We start from the raw sequence: 17,168 nt of genomic DNA on the forward strand, positions 1-17,168 counted from the left end.
ACAGCCCGGTCACTGAGCCTGTCGAAGTGCACCCGGTCACCGAGCCACACCCGGCCACTGAGCCTGTCGAAGTGCACCTTCGACAGGCTCAGCGACCAGCGCCCGAGCGGCTCAGGCCTCGGCGGTCGTGAGGACGATGGCCTCTTCGAGGTCGGTCTCGACCGGCCCGTCGACGCGCGTCAGCCACTTCCGGCCGAACACGATGATGAGCATCGCGATCACGATCGACCCCGCGGCCGCGTAGTACGGCGCGGCGGGCGCGATGAGCTTCGCGATCTCGGCCGCTGCGGGCGGAGCGATCGCGCCGCCGAGGAACCGCACCGAGGAGTACGCGGAGGACGCCACGTTGCTCGGCAGGTCGGTCGCCTCCATCACGCACTCGGTCAGGACCGTGTTCATCACGCCGAGCAGCAGGCCGCCGACGATGATGCAGACGATGAGTCCCGTCGTCGACTCGATGAAGAACCCCGCGGCGATGAGATCGAGCGCGAGGAGCGGCAGCACCGTCTTGAGCACGGTCGTGCGGCGCATCCGGGCGGTCAGCATCGGTGCGACGAAGACGCTCGTGATAGCGAGGGCCAACCCCCAGCCGAAGAACGTGAACCCGAGGCCCATGGCGCTCAGGCCGAGCGGGAACGGCGAGTACGCGAGGAGCACGAAGAAGCCGATGTTGTAGAACAGTGCGGCCGCGGCGAGGATGCCGAGCGACGGGATCGCGAGCGCCTTGAACGGAGCGGACAGCTTGAGCGGCGTGGGCTTCTGCGGCTCCGATTTCAGGAGCACGGCGATGGCGATGAAGCCGACGGCCATGAGCGTCGCGGTGCCGAAGAACGGCCACTTCCAGCCGATGCCGCCGAGGAGACCGCCGAGGAGCGGACCGACCGCGATGCCGATGCCGAGTGCCGCCTCGTACAGGATGATGGCGCTGGCCCGGCCGCCCGACGCGGCTCCGACGATGGTCGCGAGAGCGGTCGAGATGAAGAGTGCGTTGCCGAGGCCCCAACCGGCACGGAAGCCGATCACGGCGCCCACCGATTCGGACAGGCCGGCGAGGAGCGCGAACACGACGATGAGCGCAAGGCCGATCATGAGCGTGCGCTTGGCGCCGATGCGGCTGGAGATCCAGCTCGTGAACAGCATCGCGAAGCCCGTGACGAGGAGGTAGCTCGTGAAGAGCATCTCCGCCTGGGTCGGGCTCGCCTTCAGGTCTGCTGCGATGGCGGGGAGGATGGGGTCGACGAGGCCGATGCCCATGAATGCGATGACGCTCGCGAACGCGACGGCCCAGACGGCTTTCGGCTGCTTGAGGATGCTGCCGAGGCCGGCGGATGCGTGGCCGCTCATGCGGAGGCCTCCAGCTCGGACGCGACGGCGACGCGGTCCTGGATGATCGCGACGGTGCGCGCGAGGGCGGTGCGGTCGGCGGCGTCGAGGTCTTCGAACGCAGGAACGAGGGCGTCGGTCAGCTCGTTGCGCCAGCCGGTGAGCGCCGCGTTCCCCTTGGGAGTGATGGCGATGAGCCACGCGCGGTGGTCGTCGACGTCCGCGATGCGCTTGATCCATTCGCGCTCATCGAGGTTCTGGACGAGCTTCGTCATGGTGGGCTGCGAGACGCGGCTCTGGCGCGCGAGTTCGCCGACCCTGACGGGTCCGACGCTGCTGAGCACGGAGAGGGTTCGCCAGACGGCTGGGGATTCTGAGGACCCGGTGGCCTGGGCGGCAAGACGCGTGAGGCGGTGCGATGCCGTGATGAGGTCGCCGAGGATGGTGTGCAGTTCTGTGTGCAATGGGTTCTCGGTCATGATCATCCCATTATACATAGCTTGGCTATATACATCTCCTCCGACCCCCGACCCGCCCGGCCCTCCACCCCTCCGGTCCCTGAGCCTGTCGAAGAACACCGTTCACAACTCAGGACGCCCTCGGCGTGTCGGCCGCGCCGCGCCGCCTGTCGCCCGCGACACGCCGCATCGCTCCTGAGTTGTGAACACAGCACGATGCCCCGCCGCCATCCGCATGGAGCGGACGGCGATGGGGCATCGCTTCGAGGTCAGCGCATCCAGGTCGTGAAGCCCTGGCTGCACCGCATATCGGGCGGGTGGGCATCGCTCGCCCGCTCGGTCTCGACGGTCATGGACACGAGCATCGCCCGGATCCGGTCGGCGACGAGTCGCCAACGTGAGGTGGTGGTTGACATGGTGGTTCTCCTGATGCAGGGCACCACGAAACGCACGATGACGTGGATGCCTGTTCGAACCGTCGACGAACGTCGTCGACGGGTGCAGGTTCCGTGTCACGTGCAACTCGCCTGGAGCGGCCCTCCCGCATCCACATCGCTGTGGGTACGAAAAAGGGCGCCGCTCCCGAACGAATCGGGGGCGACGCCCTCCGATCACGGAATCACTGCCGGATGCGTGAAGCATCCGTACTCAGGAATCCGCGATCGTCAGCATCAGAACGACCCGAGGGCCGTTCATCACCTCTGTAGCAGTTCTCCCCGCAGGGAGGATTCCCCCGAAGGGGACCGACTACTTGAGGGTGACGGTGGCGCCGGCAGCCTCGAGGGCTTCCTTCGCCTTGTCAGCGGTTTCCTTGTTGGCGCCTTCGATGACTGCCTTGGGGGCGCCATCGACGACTGCCTTGGCCTCGCCGAGTCCGAGGCTCGTGAGCTCACGGACGACCTTGATGACCTGGATCTTCTTTTCGCCAGCAGCCTCGAGGACGACGTCGAAGGAGTCCTTCTCTTCGACCTCTTCGACTGCAGCAGCAGCGCCGCCGGCAGCAGCGACTGCGACGGGAGCAGCAGCGGTGACCTCGAAGGTCTCCTCGAAGACCTTGACGAACTCGCTGAGCTCGATGAGCGTGAGCTCCTTGAACGCGTTGATCAGTTCTTCAGTTGACAGCTTTGCCATGATTTTTCTCCTTGTATCTGCTCCTGCGTCCGACTGTGCCGGCACGCGGGAAGGGGGTTGTTTGCGTCGCGAACCGATTACTCGGCCGCGGACTCCTGCTTCTCACGCAGCGCGTCGACCGTGCGAACGGCCTTCGACAGCGGTGCGTTGAAGAGGTAGGCAGCACCGAACAGCGAGGCCTTGAAGGCGCCGGCCAGCTTGGCCAGCAGCACCTCACGGGACTCGAGGTCTGCGAGCTTGCGCACCTCGTCAGCGGTCAGCGGGTTACCGTCGAAGTAACCGCCCTTGACCACGAGGAGAGGGTTTGCCTTGGCGAAGTCGCGGAGACCCTTCGCGACGGCGACAGGGTCACCGTGCACGAATGCGATGGCGGACGGACCGGCGAGCTCGTCGTCGAACGACGAGATGCCAGCGTTGTTCGCCGCAATCTTGGTCAGCGTGTTCTTCACCACGGCGTAGGTTGCGTCCGCACTGATGTTCTTGCGCAGCGTCTTGAGCTGAGCAACAGTGAGGCCGCGGTACTCGGTCAGCAGAACGGCGGTCGAGCTCTGGAATTTCTCCGTGAGTTCGGCAACCGAGGCTTCCTTGTTCGCCATGGCCACTCCTTTTCGAATCTTGAACGCACACCGCGGAAGCGGTGTGCAACGAGATCGCCGGTGTGTGAAGCACGTCCCAGAAATGGAAAAAGCTCCGGCGCAAGCGCACGGAGCTGGGGTGACCGTTTGCACGGCCGTTCAGATCTTCATACACCTGCGCAGGTCGTCTCTTCCGAGATCTTTCGATCGTTGTGCACTTCTGCGCACCACGATGACCGGCGGTCTTTGGTTTCCTTCAGCATACGTGACGGCGGCGGCCTCGTGCAAATCCGGCCGGCGGCACCCTGACCCCGCCCGCCGAGCCCGCCCCGGCCACCGAGCCTGTCGAAGCACCCGACGAGCACAACTCCTTCGATTCCGACACGTCCCGATCGTGAGGCCCGGAAATCCGGGGCTCCGAAACGGTGACGGTCGAAATCGAAGGAGTTATGACGGTGATGGGCGACGCGAGGTGGGCGCTGGGCGGCGCGAGTGGCCCGCTTACTCGACGAGCTTGCCCGCCGTGGAGACGTCGCGCATGAGCGCTGCGATCTCGGCCGGGATCTCGGGGATCGACTCGCGCTCGATACGACCGGGGCCCGACCACACGAGGTTCACCTGCAGCGATTCGTCGAGCTCGGGATAGTCGCTGCGGTTGTGGCAACCGCGCGTCTCGCGGCGCTCGACGGCGGCTTCGAGGGTCGCCCGGGCCGCGAGGGCCGCGGACTTGAGGTCGAACGCGTGCGCGAGGTCCTGGTAGCCCGCGATGTCCGGGTGCACCCCGACATCGGCGATCCGCGCTTCGATCTGGTCGAGTTCGGCGAGCCCCGCGAGAAGTCCGGCTTCGTCGCGGACGACACCGGCGTGCTCCGTCATCGTGTTCCGGATGGCGCGCTGCAGGGCGCGGACGTTCTCCGGACCGTCCGATGCGAGGAGCTCGTCGATCTCCGCACGGGCTTCTGCGAGCGCCGCAGCGGACCGGGGCTGCGCTTCGAGCCCTTCCGAGTACGCGGCGGCCGCTTCGCCGACGATCCGTCCGAAGACGAGCAGCTCGATGAGCGAGTTCCCGCCGAGACGGTTCGCGCCGTGGAGGCCACTGGAGGCCTCGCCGATCGCGTAGAGGCCGTCGACACCCGTGCTGTGATCCTCCGGACGCACCCACACGCCGCCCATCGAGTAATGCGCGGTCGGCGCGATCTCGATCGGCGTGGTCGTGATGTCGAGCATCTGCAGTTCCAGCATCGTCTGGTAGACACGCGGAAGACGACGCATGATGGTCTCGCGGGGCAGGTGGGAGACGTCGAGCCAGACACCGCCATTGGGCGTCCCGCGGCCCTCCTTGATCTCGGTGTACGCGGCGAGCGCCACCCGGTCACGCGTGGAGAGCTCCATCCGCTCCGGGTCGTACCTGGCCATGAACCGCTCGCCGGACGCGTTGCGGAGGATGCCGCCTTCGCCGCGCGCCGCTTCGGAGATGAGGGTGCCCGCCGCGTTCTCCGGCTCGATGATGCCGGACGGGTGGAATTGGACGAGCTCTGGATCGCGGATCTTGCCGCCGGCTTCCACGGCGAGACGGAAGGAGTCGCCCGTGTTCTCATCGCGTCGTGAGGAGGTGCGGCGCCAGATGCGGTTGTGGCCGCCGGCCGCGAGGATCACCGAGTCGGCGTGGATGACGTAGCGAGTGCCGTCCTCGACGTCGAAGCCGTACGCGCCGAAGATCACGTTGTCCTTGACCAGCAGACGCGTGATGTAGACCGTGTCGAGGATCGGGATCTCCAGCTGCGTGGCCCGGTTCACGAGTGTGCGCTGGATCTCGAGGCCCGTGTAGTCGCCGGCGAACGCGGTGCGACGGAAGGTGTGGGCACCGAAGAAGCGCTGGCTGATGCGGCCGTCCTCTTCCCGGGCGAAGGGCATCCCGTACCGTTCTAGGTCCTCGATGCCACGGGCGGCGCCCTCCGTGACGATCTGCACCGTCTCCGGGTTCGCGAGCAGGTAGCTCTCCTTGAGCGTGTCCGCCGCGTGCTGCTGCCAGGTGTCCTCCGGGTCGATCGTCGCGAGGGCCGCGTTGATGCCGCCGGCGGCGAGCGAGGTGTGCGCGTCCGCTTTCGGCCGCTTCCCGACGGCGAGCACGTCGACCCCGCGTTCAGCGAGTTCGATCGCTGCACGAAGGCCCGATCCTCCCGTACCGATGACGAGGACGGAGGTGGCGATCCGTCGTTCGGACGACTGCATGGTGTCTCCCTTATTCGATGGTGCTGTCGCAGCTCTGACCGGCCGGCCTCGTCCGATGTGACGGACGGTGGGCGTGGATCAGGGCGTGTGCCGTTCGTCGGTGACGGTGGTCCGCTCGATCGTGCGGCACAGGCGGTTCACTCGGACGTTCGTGCTGCAGCCGATCCAGAGTGAGAAATGTTGGCGGGTCGCTTCGTCCACGTGGACCCATTCGTCGAGCCATGCCTCGACGGCGCGAACGAGCGGTTCGCCTTTGGCCGCGCCCGCGCCGACCCGTTCCTCGCTGCGGCGGAGGTCGCGGCACAGCCAGGTGACGTTGACGCCAGGGGGCGCTTGCAGGTGCTCGATCTGGATCGCTCCGAAGACCTCGATGAAGACCTGTCCCGTCGCGTCGAGCGGGAGGCGTCCGAGGATGGAGCGGATGGAGTGGAGATCGGCGGCATCACCGGCGATGAGGAGCGGCCCGTCGAGCTCGCTCCAGTGGCCGTGATCGTCGTCAGGACGCTGCATACCATCCACTCTAAGTTAGGTAACCCTTACCAGCCACCCTTTCGCCCCATTCCCACCCTTTCCCCAGTCTCCAATCCCCAGTCTCTTCTGCCGAGGGGTCCCAAATTGCGGGTGCCACCTGCGCCGCACCCGCAATTAGCGACCCCTCGGCAGAAGAGGACGGACGTGTCAGGAGTGCGTGCGAGGGTGGAGTCATGTTGCAGACGCTCGCCGTATCCGGGTACCGGTCCATCCGGGACCTCGTCGTCCCACTCCACGGCCTCGACGTCATCACAGGGGCGAACGGATCCGGCAAGTCCAACCTGTATCGCGCCCTCCGCCTCCTCGCGAGTGCGGGCGACGACACCGTGATCGGGGCGCTCGCACGAGACGGCGGCCTCGCCTCCACCCTGTGGGCAGGACCCGAGACCATCAGCCGGGCGATGCTCGACGGCGACGTCCCGGTGCAGGGCACACGGCGATCGAGCACCATCGGCCTCAAGCTCGGCTTCGCGACCGACTCCCTCGGCTACCTCATCGACCTCGGCCTCCCCCAAGCCGACGGGTCCGTGCGCACACTCTTCGCCCGCGACCCAGAGATCAAGCGGGAGCAGATCTTCAGCGGCGGCATCGCGAAGCCGAGTTCACTGCTCGTCGAGCGGAAGGGGCCGTCGGTCCGGATCCGCGACGGCGGCTGGCATCCCGTCGGCCGCAGCCTCGCACCCTACGAGAGCGTCCTGACCGAGCTGTCCGACGCCGATGCCGCGCCGGAAGTCCTGCGGATCCGCAACCAGGTCCGCGGGTGGCGGTTCTACGACCACTTCCGCACGGACCCGACCGCGCCGGTCCGCTCGCCGCGCATCGGCACCAGGACACCGGTGCTCGACCACTCGGGCGATGACCTCGCGGCGGCGCTGCAGACGATCATCGAATCAGGGTGGCGCGACCGCCTCGACCGTGCGATCGACGACGCGTTCCCGGGGAGCGTCCTCCGCGTCGACGGCGGTGAGGGCATGTTCACCCTCGAACTGCGCCAGCCAGGCATGCTGCGCCCGCTCGGCGCCGGTGAACTCTCCGACGGGACGCTCCGCTACCTCCTGCTCGCGGCCGCGCTGCTCACCCCGCGCCCGCCGGAGCTCATGGTGCTGAACGAGCCGGAGACGAGCCTGCACGTCGACCTCCTGCCGAAGCTCGCCCGTCTCATCGTCGCGGCGAACGAGGACACCCAGATCCTCGTCGTCTCACACGCACGCGGGCTGATCGATGCGCTGCAGGAGGAGAGCGATGCCCATGAGCACCGGCTCGTGAAGCAGCTCGGGCAGACGACGCTCGAGGGGCAGGGCCTGCTCAGTGCGCCCCCCTGGAACTGGGGCTCGCGCTAGGGGCCGGTGCTCCGCCGACAAGCTCAGGGACCGGAACGCACCGGTCACCGAGCCTGTCGAAGTGCCTCCCCACCCTTCGACAAGCTCAGGGACCGGAACGCACCGACCACTGAGCCCAACCACCGGTCACTGAGCCTGTCGAAGTGGGGACGCGGACCATCCGAGCAACACACCTCGACACGCTCAGGGACCAGAGGCCGGGCTAGGACAGGGCAGCCGCCACGAACGCCCGGATCAAGTCGACCGACTTCACGCCGGGCGCCGACTCGACCCCGCTCGAGACGTCGACGCCGGCCGGCCGCAACTCCGCAACGAGCGCAGCGACGTTGTCCGGCCGCAATCCGCCCGCGAGGATCCAGTCGCGATGCGGTGGATCCGCGAGGAGCGACGACGCATCGAACGTCTCCCCCGCCCCGGGCACGGGCGCGTCGATGAGCAGCAGGTCCTCGTGGAAGTCGTCGCGGCGCTCGTCGGCCGCGTACGACGCAGCGCTCGTGGCCCGGATCGTCTTCCAGCCGCCGTCGTGCAGCCGATGATGGTCGGCGGGCGGTTCATCGCCGTGCAGTTGCACCCACCCGACCCCGGATTCGCGTGCGATCGCGACGACCTCGTCGATCGGCTGCTTCCGGAACACACCGACCGTCGCGACCCCCTCAGGCACGTCGGCGATGAGCGCGCGCACTGTCGCCGCATCGGTCGTTCGAGGACTCCGCGGCGCGAAGACGAAGCCGATCGCGTCGGCGCCGGCCTCGATCGCCGCTCGCACGGTCTCGGTCGTCTGCAACCCGCACACCTTCACCCACATGCCGCCAACGCTACCCGTCCGGCTCGCGAGGTGTCACGAATGGCTCGTCCGATGCCTCAGGACTGGCCATGTGCGACATCTCGCGGGCCAGGCGGTCAGGCGGGGAGGGTGACGCGGAAGGTCGTGCGGCCGGGGGCGGTGTCGACCGTCACCTCGCCGTGGTGCGCGACGACGACGGCCTGCACGATCGCGAGGCCGAGGCCCGTGCTGCCCGTTGCGCGCGACCGGGAGTCGTCGCCGCGGACGAAGCGCTCGAACAGCGTGGGCACGATGCGTTCGTCGATGCCGGGGCCATCGTCGCTCACGGTGAGCACGGCGACATCGCGCCCGTCGCGCCGCTCGACCGACAGCGCGGTCCGCACGGTCGTTCCGGCGGGCGTGTGCACGCGGGCATTGGCGAGGAGATTCACGATGACCTGTTGCAGCCTCGCCCAGTCCCCCGTCACGACGACGGGCTCCTCCGGGAATGCGATGTCGTACACGTGATCGGGGCCCGCGACGTGCGCGTCTCCGACGGCCGCGATCGCGAGCTCGGTCAAGTCGACCGGTTTGCGGGCGAGTTCGCGGCCCTCGTCGAGGCGGGCGAGGAGCAGCAGGTCCTCGACGATCGTCGTCATCCGCCCCGCTTCGGAACGGATGCGGCCGAGCGAGTGCGTGACATCGTCTGGCAGCGCATCCGGGTTTCGGGCGGCGAGCTCGGAGTATCCGCTGATCGACGCGAGGGGCGTGCGGAGTTCGTGGCTCGCATCGGAGACGAACCGTCGCACCTTGTTCTCGCTCGCCTGCCTGGCGTTCAGTGCGGACGACACGTGTCCGAGCATGCGGTTGATCGCGGCGCCGACACGTCCCACCTCGGTGCGCGGATCGGTGTCGCTCTCCGGCACGCGGACCGCCAGCGCCACCTCGCCGCGGTCGAGGGGCATCTCGGCGACGACCGATGCGGTCGCGACGACCCGGTCGAGCGGACGCAGGGAGATGCGGACGATGATGAACGCGGCGATGCCTGCGACGATCAGGACGAGGATGCTCACGCACGCGATCATCCCGACGAGCTGGCCGACGGTCGATTCGACTCCGCCGAGAGGGAGGCCGACGACGCGGGTGCCGTCGAGTCCGTCCGAGACGGCGACGACCCGGTACTCCCCCGTGCCGTTGCCGAGGTCGACGGTGCGCGGCTCGTCTCCTGCTGCGACCGTGAGGATGACGGCGTCCTGTTCCTCGCTGCACGGGACGGCGGCGCCCTCGGTGTCGAGGTAGCCGGCGTCGACGACGACGCCCGCACGCACGATGGCGCCGAGCGCGCCCGGGCCGAGACCCGGCAGCCCGATGAACGCCGGCGGTTCGCGGGTGCCGCCGTAGGGGTTTGCGACGCCCGGGTCGATGAGACCGGACGTGCCGCCGCCCTCATGACCGAAATTCGCAGCTCGATCAGCCGCTTTCACCAGTTGGAGGTCAACGCCCTCGATGAGCAGTCCACGCATCGAGACGGCGCTCGCGACGCCGACGATGACACTGCCGAGCGCGAGGAGGCCGACGACCACGAGGAGGAGCCGGCGGCGAAGCGTCCACGGTGCTCGCTTGGGGCGATCGGGACCGGCGCTCGTCGCGGTGGAGGAACCGCCGGGGCCCGCTGAACCGCCTGCGCCGAAGGCACCGGCACCGGCGCTGCTGCTCCCGCCCGCGAGCGCCGCCCGCCGCGCAACCGCGGACGGAGGCCCGGACGGAGAACCCCCGGACGGCGCCCCGGCCGACGAACCCCGTGGAGACGTGCTTGAGGTCACGGCTGCACCGTCGGGATCTTCAGCATGTAGCCGGCTCCCCGCACGGTGTGGATCATCGGTTCGCGTCCCGCATCGATCTTCTTGCGCAGGTAGGAGATGTAGATCTCGACGACGCTCGCACGACCGCCGAAGTCGTAGCTCCACACGCGGTCGAGGATCTGCGCTTTGCTGAGGACCCGGCGCGGGTTGCGCATGAGGAAGCGCAGCAGTTCGAATTCGGTGGCGGTGAGCTCGATCGATTCGCCGTCGCGGGTGACCTCGTGGCTGTCCTCGTTGAGCACGAGATCGCCGACGATGATGTCCGGCCCGGACTCCTCCGCGGACAGGAGGGTGGAGCGGCGGATGAGCCCGCGCAGCCTGGCGACGACCTCTTCGAGGCTGAAGGGCTTGGTGACGTAATCGTCCCCGCCCGCTGTAAGGCCGGCGATGCGGTCGTCGAGCGAGTCCTTCGCGGTGAGGAAGAGGACGGGGACGTCGCTTCCGGATCCGCGCAGACGCGCAAGGACCTGGAGCCCGTCGAGGTCGGGCAGCATGATGTCGAGCACGATCGCGTCAGGTCGGAAGTCACGTGCCACGCTGATCGCCTCGCGACCGTCCGCCGCCGTGCGGATCTCCCAGCCCTCGTAGCGGAGCGCCATCTGGAGGAGGTCGGTCAGGGTCGCTTCGTCGTCGACGACAAGGACGCGGACGGCCGTGCCGTCGGCTCGCTTGAGAACGGTGCGGGCGGCGGTCGTTCCGGAGGTCTGAGTGGTCACGGGAACAGTATTCGCCTGGATTCTATGAACCGTCTATGACTTTCCCTCACGCGCCATGTGCATCGGCTGCGTGGTGGGAGTCGGCTCTGGCGGGAGTCGGCGCACTGCCTCACGGCCAGAGCATGCCGTGGGACCAGGGCGACGACGGACCAGTCGACTCGCGCTCGTATCGGACCCGCAGATGCGCGCGGTCGCGGGAGGCCTGCCAGAACTCGACCGCGAGCGGCCGGACCAGGAAGACGGTCCATCCGGGCGCGACGATGTCGGGCTCCGCCTGCACCCGTTCCCGTGCCGCGGCTGCAGCGGTCTCGTACTCGGCCTGCGACGCGAGCGGTTCGCTCTGCCGTCCCACGAGTGTCGACGAACGCGATGCCTCCGGTCGCGCGAGGAAGTCGGCAGCCGCGAGCTCGTCGGGCATCGCCTCGACCACGCCGACGATCCGCACCTGTCGGCCCCGGGTCGGCCAGAAGAAGGTGAGCGCCGCACGCGGGTCCTCGGCGAGCGCCCGACCCTTGGGGCTTCCGGTGTTCGAGGCGAATTGCCAGCCGTCGTCGTCGACGTCCTTGAGGATCACGATCCGCGCATCCGGACCGGTCTCAGGAGTGGCGGTGGAGACGGTCATGGCGTGGGCGGCCTGGACACCCGCGGAAGCGGCATCGGCGAGCCATTCGAGGAACAGGTCCACGGGCGCCTCGGGAACTCGCGCGGGATCGAAGTCCGGTGACGGCGTCGTGAACACGGGCAGCGAGCGCAGCCATTCGCGGGTGCTCGCTGCCGGCCGGGTCTGCTTCTGCGGGTCGCTCATCTCCCCATCCTCCCGCCAACGTCCCCAGTCCCCCACCCACACCTCCGTTTTCGTGCAAAAAGTGCCCTCGGAACCGGCGGTATTGCACGAAAACGGAGGTCTGGGGGCTGGGGTGATTCATAGGAACGGCACTGCACCGGCATAGCGAGGGTTCATACGGTCTCCTCCAGAACTCGACAACACGAAGGAGCACCATGTTCGGAACGTACCTCCGGCGGGAGTTGACCGGCCGCCGCAAGCAGACGGTGATCATCGCGATCGGCATGGCCCTCGCCATCGCCCTCGTCATCATCGTCGACTCCGTCTCGGCGGGGGTGCGGACGGCCCAGGCCTCCGTACTGCAGTCCGTGTACGGCGTCGGCACCGACATCACCGTGAGCCAGGCACCGGCGGCGCCGACAGAAGGCTCCGGCGGCCCGCGCGAGAACTTCGCGTTCGGCGGCGGCGAAGGCCGGGAGTCCGGCGGCACCACGACCGTCAACCAGTCGCGGCTCACCGCAGCGCGTGGATCGACGACGTTCGACGCCACCGCGCTCGACACGATCTCCGGCATCAGCAACGTGAAGTCGGCGGCGGCGACCCTCTCGCTCAACAACATCACCTTCACGGGCGAACTCCCGAGCCAGGCGCAGGGCGGCACGTCCGGCGGCACCGGGACGGGCGAAGCGCCAGGCGCAGGCGGGACCGGGACCGGCACGTCCACCGGCGGCGCCGACGGCCGCGGGGGCAGCTCCTTCGGCATCGAATCGGTCACGGTCCTCGGCCTCGACCCCACGGCGGACGCCGTCGGCCCGCTCTCCGCAGTGACCCTCAAGGACGGCCGCAGCCTGACGAAGGCCGACATCGGCACCGACAACGCCGTGCTCGATGCGAGCTACGCGACGGAAGCCGGCCTCGCGACGGGCGGCACGATCGATCTCGGCGGCACGACCTTCACGATCGTCGGCACCGTCACCTCCTCCGACGCCGATGCCGCGACCGCCTCGAACGTCTACATCCCGCTCGATGTCGCCCAGACCCTCTCCGGCGAGACCGGCAAGGTCAGCAGCGTGTACGTCCAGGCGGCGTCCTCAACCGACATCGCCCAGGTGCAGTCGGCAATCGAGAAGGCCCTCCCCGACGCGACCGTGAGCACGCAGGAAGACCTCGCCTCGACCGTCTCCGGTTCGCTCGCCTCCGCGTCGAGCCTCGTCACGAGCCTCGGCACCTGGCTGTCGATCATCGTCCTGGCGGCTGCGTTCCTCATCGCGATCCTCTTCACGATCTCCGGCGTCTCCCGCCGGACCCGCGAGTTCGGAACGCTCAAGGCGATCGGCTGGAGCAACCGTCGAGTCGTCGGGCAGGTCGCTGGTGAGTCGGTCGTGCAATCGCTCATCGGAGGCGTCATCGGTGTGGCCGTCGGGCTCATCGGCATCCTCGTCATCAACGTGATCTCCCCGACGCTCACCGCTTCGGCAAGCGCGTCCGGACGCGCGGCCGGTGGGTTCGGACGCGAGATGGCCAACGGTGCGACGGGCGCGGCGGGCGCCGCGGGTGGCACCGCGGCCCAGGGCGCTGCCGGCGGCGGATTCGGTGGGGCACGCGCCGCCGCCGCGACGACCGACATCGTCCTGCAAGCACCCGTAACCGTATGGATCATCGTGATCGCGGTCGCCCTCGCTGTTCTCGGCGGCCTCCTCGCCGGCGCGATCGGCGGCTGGCGTGCGGCGCGACTCCGGCCGGCGGAAGCACTTCGCTCGGTCGGTTGATCTGCCGGGGTCGGCCCTGCTCAGGGCCGACTCGCTCTCGGGCCGGCTCCGCGCCGGGCCGGCTCCCTCCTCGATTCCCCTCCTCCGACGCCCCTCCTCTGATACCCATCCCTCCGACCATCACGGACAGGACACACCTCATGTACTCCATCTCCTCCCTGACGAAGCGCTACCAACAGTCGAAGCGTTCCATCACCGCCCTCGCCGATGTCGACCTCGAGATCCCCGACGGCCAGCTCGTCGCCATCCAGGGACCGACGGGCGGCGGCAAGTCGACGCTCCTCCAGATGCTCGGCGCCCTCGACCGCCCCACCTCAGGCTCGATCTCCCTCGCGGGCGACGACCTCTCGAAGCTGACGGAGGCGAAGCTCGGCAAGATCCGGGCGAAGCAGATCGGTTTCGTCTTCCAGGGCTTCAACCTCATCCCGACGCTCAACGCGCACGAGAACGTCGCGACCGCCCTCGTCCCACTCGGGATGTCGACTGCGGAACGCGACACGAGGGTGCGGGCGGCGCTCGCATCGGTCGGTCTCGGCGAGCGCGGCGAACACCGGCCCGCGGAACTCTCCGGCGGACAGCAGCAGCGGGTCGCGATCGCCCGGGCACTCGTCAAAGAGCCGTCGGTGCTCCTCGCAGACGAGCCGACCGGCAACCTCGATGAGGGAACGCGCGACGAGATCATGGATCTCCTCGAGGGCCTCTGGCGGGAGCGCGGGTTGACGGTCGTCATCGTCACCCACGACAGCGCCGTGGCGAAACGAGCGGAGCGCCGCCTGCGCATCAAGGACGGGCGATTGACCGATGTGACGAACTCGCGATAGTTCAGCGGGTCCGGTCCCTGGGCGCGGTGGTCCCTGAGTTCGCTGGTCTCTGAGCTTGTGCCCTTCGACAGGCTCAGGGACCGGGGCGCGATCAGGGACCGGCACACTCAGGGACCGATCGGGTCCGGTCCCTGAGCCCGTCGAAGGGCGCTCCCCCACCCGTCGAAGGGCATCGGGAATACGACGCCGCCTCACTTAGTTGACGTACATCAACAACTTGTCATATAGTTGCGCAATATCAACTAACTGAAGCGGGCGGCTCCATGCCGTCACCACGTCCCGATCGCGGAGCTCATGTCCACCAACACCACCACCGTTCCCACCGCTCGCGCGGAGAACGGCATGACGCATCGCCAGGTGCTCGAGGCCCTCTCCGGCCTCCTCCTCGGCATGTTCGTGTCGATCCTCGCGGGCACCGTCGTCTCCACCTCGTTGCCGCGCATCATCTCCGACCTCGGCGGCGACCAGACCGCGTTCACCTGGGTGGTCACATCCACCCTCCTGGCCACCACGGTCTCCACGCCCATCTGGGGCAAGTTCGCCGACCTCTTCAACCGCAAGCTGCTCATCCAGCTCGCCCTCGGCATCTTCGTCCTCGGTTCGGCCCTCGCCGGGTTCTCCCAGGACACCGGGACGCTCATCATGTTCCGCGTCCTGCAGGGCCTCGGCGCCGGTGGCCTCACCGCGCTCAGCCAGATCATCATGGCCGACATCATCAGCCCGCGTGAACGCGGCCGCTACATGGGCCTCTTCGGCGCGGTGATGGCCGTCGGCACCGTCGGCGGACCGCTCTTCGGCGGCCTCCTCACCGACTCCGTCGGCTGGCGCTGGAACTTCTTCGTCGGCGTCCCCGTCGCGATCGTCGCCATCTTCCTCCTCCAGAAGACGCTGCACCTCCCCAAGCGGAAGGTCGGCAAGGTCCGCATCGACTACCTCGGTGCAGCCCTCATCGCCGGTGGCGTCTCGCTCCTCCTCATCTGGGTCACGATGGCCGGCAGCCAGTTCGAGTGGGCCAGCATGACCACGCTCGTGATGGTCGGTTCCGCCGTCCTCATCCTCGCAGCGGCGGTCATCGTGGAGATCAAGGTCAAGGAGCCCATCATCCCGATGTCGCTCTTCAAGAACCGCACCTTCACCCTCGCGGTCGTCGCGAGCATCTCGGTGGGCGTCGCGATGTTCGGCACCTCGGTCTTCCTCAGCCAGTACATGCAGCTCGCCCGTGGAGCGACACCGACTGAATCCGGCCTGCTGACGCTCCCGATGATCGGTGGTCTGCTGATCGCGTCGATCGTCGTCGGCCAGATGATCTCGCGCTTCGGACACTGGAAGCCCTACCTCATCGTCGGTTCCGTCCTCCTGACCGCCGGCCTGTTCCTGATGAGCACGATCCACTACGACACGAACTACGTGCTCGTCTCGGTGTTCATGTTCATCCTCGGCGCAGGCGTCGGCATGGTGATGCAGAACCTCGTGCTCGTCGTGCAGAACGACGTGCTGCCGACCCAACTCGGAACCGCGAGCTCCGGCATCGCGTTCTTCCGGAGCCTCGGCGGCACGATCGGCGTCTCCGTCATGGGCGCCGTGCTCGCCACGAAGGTGACGAACATGCTCGCCGACCGCGCCGCGGACCTGCAGGCGGCCATCGTCGCCCTCGGCCCGAGCGGTGCAGCAGTCGCCAAGCAGCTCCAGAGCGGCACGATCCCCAAGGTGAGCTCGCTCCCCGAATCGGTTCGCGTCATCATCGAGTCGGTCTACGGCAACGCGGTGGCGGAGATCTTCCTCGTCGCAGCGCCGCTCGCGATCCTCACGATCATCGCCGTCATCTTCCTCCCCAACCGCAAGCTGGGGACGAAGACCGCGCTCCAGCGCATGGCGGAGGCGAAGGGCGCAGACGGCGCGGCCACCGGCGTGGTGACCACGGCGACGGGTTCGATCGCAGCGCAGGCCGGCGAGACCGTCCTCGACGTGGCCGACGCCACCATCGGCTCGGAAGTGACCTACGACACGTCGACGCTCGAGGCGGAGTTGGATGCCGAAGTGGCCAGGGAACGATCGGCCGCGGCGAGCGTCCCCGGTGCATCGGCTGGCGAATCGGCTGGCGGGTCCACCGGCGCCGCGGACGGCCACCACGACGGCCCCAAGCACGCCGACCGCCCAGTCGACTGACGCGAACGCTGCCGTACAATGCTCACGATGTCCAGCGATCACGCGCCCGAGCGCAAGCAGACGGGTGAGCCACTCACCGCCGAAGTCCCGGAGACGAACGAACTCGTCTCCGGGGCTTCGGCCGTTGTCGATTCGGGCACGGCGGGAGGCCCGAGCGCAGCTGATCGGCGGGCGGAAGCACGTCGCGCGGAGGCCCGTCGCGCAGCCGCCGAGCCCGGTGCGCTGAATCTCCCCGCGGCATCGAAGGCACCGGGTGATCCGGGATTCGACGAAGCGATCTCTGCAGTCGAGGAGCAGTTCGGGCTGCTCGTGAACCGCATCCGGGTCGCCATCCGCGATCGCGCCGAACGCGTGAGCCCCGGCTTGCAGCCCGCCGCGTACAAGCTGCTCACGATGGTCGTCCGCTACGGCTCGGTGCGCTCCAGCTCGCTCGCCGAGCTGCTCTCCTCCGACAAGAGCTCCGTCAGCCGGATGGTGCACCAGCTCGAATCGCTCGGCCTCCTCGAACGGCAGGCCGACCCCGATGACGGCCGCGCGAGCCTCATCGTCGCGACCGACGAGGGCCGCACACGCGTCAACGAACTGCGCGTGAACGACCAGGCCGTCCTCTACCGCCAGATGGCGTCGTGGGACCGTGGCGACATCGAGCGTCTCGCGCAGCTGCTCGGCAAGCTCAACGACACCCTCTAGCCCGCGA

At 68.3% G+C, this 17,168-nt stretch carries 16 protein-coding genes; 5 read left to right on the forward strand and 11 right to left on the reverse strand.

Going from position 1 to position 17,168, the window contains the following annotated elements; genetic code table 11:
- Positions 1-111: 111 nt before the first annotated feature.
- From ACQ3HB_RS10385 to ACQ3HB_RS10415, 7 genes are all read right to left on the reverse strand, one after another.
- A complete protein-coding gene (locus ACQ3HB_RS10385; RefSeq protein WP_430919974.1) occupies positions 112-1,344 on the reverse strand; it encodes an MFS transporter in 1,233 nt (410 codons plus the stop codon).
- Positions 1,341-1,802 carry a MarR family winged helix-turn-helix transcriptional regulator gene (locus tag ACQ3HB_RS10390; RefSeq protein ID WP_430919975.1) on the reverse strand — a complete coding sequence of 154 codons (462 nt, stop codon included), beginning with the start codon at positions 1,800-1,802 and terminating at the stop codon, positions 1,341-1,343. Before ACQ3HB_RS10390 ends, ACQ3HB_RS10385 begins: the two co-directional genes overlap by 4 nt.
- 248 nt (positions 1,803-2,050) lie before the next feature.
- A complete protein-coding gene (locus ACQ3HB_RS10395; protein WP_430919977.1) occupies positions 2,051-2,197 on the reverse strand; it encodes a hypothetical protein in 147 nt (48 codons plus the stop codon).
- A 331-nt stretch (positions 2,198-2,528) separates the two neighbouring features.
- The gene (gene rplL / locus ACQ3HB_RS10400; protein ID WP_430919978.1) at positions 2,529-2,912 is read right to left on the reverse strand and encodes a 50S ribosomal protein L7/L12; all 384 of its coding nucleotides are present in this window, start codon (positions 2,910-2,912) and stop codon (positions 2,529-2,531) included.
- 77 nt (positions 2,913-2,989) lie between these two features.
- Positions 2,990-3,508, reverse strand: coding sequence for a 50S ribosomal protein L10 (rplJ, locus tag ACQ3HB_RS10405; protein ID WP_422778159.1), 519 nt, complete (start codon positions 3,506-3,508; stop codon positions 2,990-2,992).
- A 480-nt stretch (positions 3,509-3,988) separates the two neighbouring features.
- Positions 3,989-5,719 (reverse strand): L-aspartate oxidase, encoded by a 1,731-nt coding sequence (locus ACQ3HB_RS10410; RefSeq protein ID WP_430919979.1) that lies wholly within the window; start codon positions 5,717-5,719, stop codon positions 3,989-3,991.
- Positions 5,720-5,797: 78 nt separating this feature from the next.
- The gene (locus ACQ3HB_RS10415; RefSeq protein ID WP_430919980.1) at positions 5,798-6,229 is read right to left on the reverse strand and encodes an SIP domain-containing protein; all 432 of its coding nucleotides are present in this window, start codon (positions 6,227-6,229) and stop codon (positions 5,798-5,800) included.
- 194 nt (positions 6,230-6,423) lie between these two features.
- Here ACQ3HB_RS10415 and ACQ3HB_RS10420 point away from each other — a divergent pair, with 194 nt between their 5' ends.
- Positions 6,424-7,590: an AAA family ATPase gene (locus ACQ3HB_RS10420; protein WP_430919981.1), complete on the forward strand. Its 1,167-nt coding sequence runs from the start codon at positions 6,424-6,426 to the stop codon at positions 7,588-7,590.
- Positions 7,591-7,792: 202 nt separating this feature from the next.
- On the opposite strand, the gene ACQ3HB_RS10425 is transcribed toward ACQ3HB_RS10420, so the two are convergent.
- From ACQ3HB_RS10425 to ACQ3HB_RS10440, 4 genes are all read right to left on the reverse strand, one after another.
- Positions 7,793-8,395 carry a phosphoribosylanthranilate isomerase gene (locus ACQ3HB_RS10425; RefSeq protein WP_430919982.1) on the reverse strand — a complete coding sequence of 201 codons (603 nt, stop codon included), beginning with the start codon at positions 8,393-8,395 and terminating at the stop codon, positions 7,793-7,795.
- Positions 8,396-8,490: 95 nt separating this feature from the next.
- Positions 8,491-10,176 carry a sensor histidine kinase gene (locus ACQ3HB_RS10430; protein WP_430919983.1) on the reverse strand — a complete coding sequence of 562 codons (1,686 nt, stop codon included), beginning with the start codon at positions 10,174-10,176 and terminating at the stop codon, positions 8,491-8,493.
- Positions 10,173-10,931 (reverse strand): response regulator transcription factor, encoded by a 759-nt coding sequence (locus ACQ3HB_RS10435; RefSeq protein WP_430919984.1) that lies wholly within the window; start codon positions 10,929-10,931, stop codon positions 10,173-10,175. Before ACQ3HB_RS10435 ends, ACQ3HB_RS10430 begins: the two co-directional genes overlap by 4 nt.
- Positions 10,932-11,040: 109 nt before the next feature.
- On the reverse strand, positions 11,041-11,736 hold the full coding sequence (locus ACQ3HB_RS10440) for a pyridoxine/pyridoxamine 5'-phosphate oxidase (RefSeq protein ID WP_430919985.1): 696 nt from the start codon (positions 11,734-11,736) through the stop codon (positions 11,041-11,043).
- A 194-nt stretch (positions 11,737-11,930) separates the two neighbouring features.
- Between ACQ3HB_RS10440 and ACQ3HB_RS10445 the strand changes: the two genes are divergently transcribed.
- From ACQ3HB_RS10445 to ACQ3HB_RS10460, 4 genes are all read left to right on the forward strand, one after another.
- Positions 11,931-13,484, forward strand: a complete 1,554-nt coding sequence (locus ACQ3HB_RS10445; RefSeq protein ID WP_430919987.1) for an ABC transporter permease — start codon at positions 11,931-11,933, stop codon at positions 13,482-13,484.
- Positions 13,485-13,624: 140 nt separating this feature from the next.
- Positions 13,625-14,305: an ABC transporter ATP-binding protein gene (locus ACQ3HB_RS10450; protein ID WP_430919988.1), complete on the forward strand. Its 681-nt coding sequence runs from the start codon at positions 13,625-13,627 to the stop codon at positions 14,303-14,305.
- Positions 14,306-14,599: 294 nt separating this feature from the next.
- On the forward strand, positions 14,600-16,471 hold the full coding sequence (locus tag ACQ3HB_RS10455) for an MDR family MFS transporter (protein WP_430919989.1): 1,872 nt from the start codon (positions 14,600-14,602) through the stop codon (positions 16,469-16,471).
- A gap of 27 nt (positions 16,472-16,498) precedes the next feature.
- Positions 16,499-17,161 (forward strand): MarR family winged helix-turn-helix transcriptional regulator, encoded by a 663-nt coding sequence (locus ACQ3HB_RS10460; protein ID WP_430919990.1) that lies wholly within the window; start codon positions 16,499-16,501, stop codon positions 17,159-17,161.
- The last annotated feature ends 7 nt before the right edge of the window (positions 17,162-17,168 follow it).

It is taken from the genome of Plantibacter lichenum, assembly GCF_050587525.1.
Taxonomy (GTDB): domain Bacteria; phylum Actinomycetota; class Actinomycetes; order Actinomycetales; family Microbacteriaceae; genus Plantibacter.